The organism is Holospora curviuscula, assembly GCF_002930195.1.
GTDB classification, from domain to species: domain Bacteria; phylum Pseudomonadota; class Alphaproteobacteria; order Holosporales; family Holosporaceae; genus Holospora; species Holospora curviuscula.
The window spans coordinates 1-3664 of record NZ_PHHC01000150.1; the positions used below are offsets into that span (position 1 = coordinate 1).

Annotated in this window: 2 protein-coding genes and 1 pseudogene; 1 reads left to right on the forward strand and 2 read right to left on the reverse strand. The window is 37.4% G+C overall.

Annotated features, from left to right (window positions below; all coding sequences use genetic code 11):
- Positions 1-30: 30 nt before the first annotated feature.
- Positions 31-578 (forward strand): annotated as a pseudogene (locus HCUR_RS07555) (IS5 family transposase); the annotation flags it as partial.
- 616 nt (positions 579-1194) lie between these two features.
- Here HCUR_RS07555 and HCUR_RS07560 read toward each other — a convergent pair.
- Positions 1195-2976: an ABC transporter ATP-binding protein gene (locus tag HCUR_RS07560; protein ID WP_104207461.1), complete on the reverse strand. Its 1782-nt coding sequence runs from the start codon at positions 2974-2976 to the stop codon at positions 1195-1197.
- A gap of 511 nt (positions 2977-3487) precedes the next feature.
- Positions 3488-3664, reverse strand: a 177-nt coding sequence (locus HCUR_RS07570) for a transposase (RefSeq protein ID WP_165780568.1), incomplete at its 5' end; no start/stop codon positions are given.

Sequence of the window (3664 nt, forward strand, 5' to 3'; positions counted from 1 at the left end):
GAGATTTACCTCCTGGCTTATGGCCACTGAAAAAACACGCATCGACGCTTTTGCAGATGGCGGGACAAAGGCGTTTGGAAAGGAGTGTTAGAATCGCTTGTTATGGAGCCTGATTTTGAGTGGCTCATGATTTGATGCAAGCCCTATCAAAGTACCCCCTCATGCAGCAGGAGCGCGTGATGGAAACCAAGCCATGGGACGAACAAAAGGGGGCTCAATTCCAAAATACATATAGCCGTGGATGCAACTGGTATGCCAGTGCGAATCCTTGTTACAGAAGATAGCACAGCTGATTGTACACAGGCTGAGGCTTTTATTGAGGGCATAAACGCCCAAGGTCTTTTAGCCGACAAAGGCTATGATTCAGATGCTGTATTAGACATGGCAAACGGTCAAACCATTCAAGCGGTGATTCCTGCAAAAAAGAAGCGAAAAGAACAGCGCTTCTATGACAAAAAAATGCCTTCTTGCATCTTAAGCGATGGAGAGGCATCGCCACGCGATACACCAAAAACAGCTCCTCCTTTCTTGCAGCCGCCCAAATACGCAGTCTTGCCCTTTGGCTCAATATCTCGTAACGACACTATCTAGAACATGTCGTAACGAGACTAAGTAGCGTATAGGAACAAAAACCAGGAAAAGGTGCCTTATTTTTAGCATAATAGTTGCTATATCGAATTATTTTTTAAGTAAAGAAAAGTATAGTTCACCAAATGTAGTATTAATAATGAGCCATTTATAATCAAGCTCTTAAATAAGCTACGCCTTTAAAATTAACCAAACCCTATCCGATATATCGTGCATTCTGTGTTCTGGTCTTATCAATTCTACTGTTGTTGTGAACTTCACTCAACCATCTAGATCGTGACGACATGATCTAGAATTTCAACTTTACTCAGAAAATTTATCAAATAGATCAGTAGCGAAGTTAACCATCGCATGGATTTAAATTATTCATAAAAATTTTACACCTGTGGTCATTTGACAAAACGTGCCGATAGTACGCTTGTCCCTTGTAAAATCTAAGAGGTAAAAACTATTTTTCTAAAAAGTTATTGACGTCTTTAAAGAGTATCTTAATAGGTAAAATTCCCCACAATAATTTTCGGATCTGTGATAATATTTTTAAGTATACTGTTCTTGTAACGTACTCTATGAAGTAAAGAGTATTTTGATTTGGTTCATTTGATTAACTTATACCTTGAACCCTGTTTCTTTATCACTTAAAAAACCGCCAACTTGTGCATTCCAAAGAGTTTTATAAAGCCCATTGTTGGTGAGTAACTGGCTATGCGTACCATCTTCTACAATCTTTCCTTTATCAAAGACGAGAATTCGATCCATATTCAGTAATGTTGATAAGCGGTGTGCAATAACAATTGTAGTTTTATTTTGCATCAGCTGCCATAAACTTTCCTGGATGCTACTTTCCGTTACCGAGTCTAATTGGCTGGTGGCTTCATCTAAAATCAAGATAGGAGAATTTTTGAGAATAGCACGGGCAATAGCAATACGTTGACGTTGACCTCCAGAGAGTTTTGCTCCCCGCTCTCCCACCTCTGTGTTATAGCCTTGGGATAGTTGGGTAATAAATATATGAGCATGCGCTTTTCTAGCAGCTTCTATTACTTCTGTGTCGGTTGCTTCAATACGACCGTAGCGTATATTGTCCATGAGGCTTCTATGGAATAAGACAGGATCTTGGGGAATTATAGCAATATTTTCTCGTAAAGAATCTTGTGTAACCGTTCTTATATCGTGCCCATCAATCAAAATAGATCCTTCTTTTAGGTCATAAAGTCTTAATATTAGGTTTACAAAAGTTGATTTTCCGCTACCAGAATACCCGACAAGGCCTACTTTCTCACCCGCTTTCATTTCTAGGGATACATTTTCAAAAAGCGGATGTCCCTCCTTGTAATAGAACTGTACATTCTTGAACACGATTTTTCCTTCTGTACAACGCAAAAGAACGGCGTCAAGTGTGTCTAATATCTCCAGTGGTGTCATCCACGACATCAAACTTTGCTTACACCTCCCTACCGCTTTATTAAAGTCATCTACTTCCGCCATGGTAAACCACATTGTGTGGCCTGTTTCCATGGATAAGCCTAGTATCAAAGCAAAATCTCCTATAGTCACTAAATTTTTTCTATAAAGATGGATCAGAAAATAACAGGAACACGCCACCATAATAGCAATCAGCCCTCCTTGAATAGTGTGCATCACAAGAGCGTAAAAATAAGTTTCCCTATAAGCTAGTCTTTGTTTTTCAAAAAATGGAGTCATCCTTAAAAGTTCAAAGGATGTACGAGAAAAGATTTTGACATTATGGTGATTGGATAAAGAATCTACCAATTCGCCCACAACGATGGATTCCGCTGCAGCCTGGCTATCCGACAATATTACAAGCTTTTTTGACATCAAAATACTTAAAGAAGCAAAAATTACAAACCAAATCACCAGTATGAAACAAAAAATTGGGTTGACAAAATACGCAGTGGTGATGGCAGTACATAATAATGAGGCACCTGTTAAAAAATTACACCCTATAGTTCCTATAAGTTTTTCAATACCATCTGCTAAATTCGTAATTTGTTTTGAAATTTTTCCCGATAGATTTTCTTGGTAAAATTTATGGGATTGTCCCAGTACATAATTTATCGATGTACCAATAACTTGGTTAATAATTTCAGGAACACACTTGGCACGAATATAGGTAATACCTCGCCAAGTAATATTATCAAATACGATAAAATTTACAATAATAAGACTTGCTGGTATAATCAAAATTGAAATATCTTCTCCGGCTACACTGGGAAGTAGATTGATGAGCTGTTTAATCAGTATACTATTGAATGGGCCCCAAAATCCTGCAGCGATAGCAAGCACTCCATAAGTAATGACAGTATATTTATACGGTCGCAAAAAATCCCATAAAAATAAAAAGAGCCTTACAGATCGTGGATTATTTATTGCAGTATTCCCTCCAAGAAAGTTTTTATAGATCTAAGTTAATTTTAGAATTCTTATTATTATGGTTTAACATTTTAATCACTGCAATAGGAATCACACAATTTTTATATACCTCAAAAAAGGTAGTCCTACGAGAGGGATAGCAGTAGAATTATAACATAAAAAATGGTGTACGCTAGCTCAAAAAAGTTACATAAGTCAACGATTCAATACAGCATAGATTTAAAAGAAAAAGTCATAAACTGTATCAAGGCAATTAACAGCCCAAAAAAAGCATCCATAGGTTTTGGTATCAAAAAAATGCTTATAAACAGACAGTATGAATGTAAAAACAATGAAAGACATTCTCTCCAAAAATTACCTATAGGAGCCAAATCCCTCGAGCCAGAATGTTATATTCAATAGGTAAAGCACCATCTGGATTCTAGAGAAAAGTATCGTGCTGGTGAATTTGGCATGTATGCTCGTGGTGCGGGATATGGGTTAAAATGACTAAGAGCTTATCCGCAAATTAATTAGGAGGAAAGAATCTGCGCAAGAGTAGTCTGTTAAGTGACATGTAAATGTTATTCTCTGTAGAAGAACAAAGCAAGTCGTATTCTTTTGATAGCCTTCTATTTCTACCAAGCCATCCAAATGTTCGTTCTACAACCCATCGTCTCCGTTGAACCTTAAAGCCCCCCTCTAT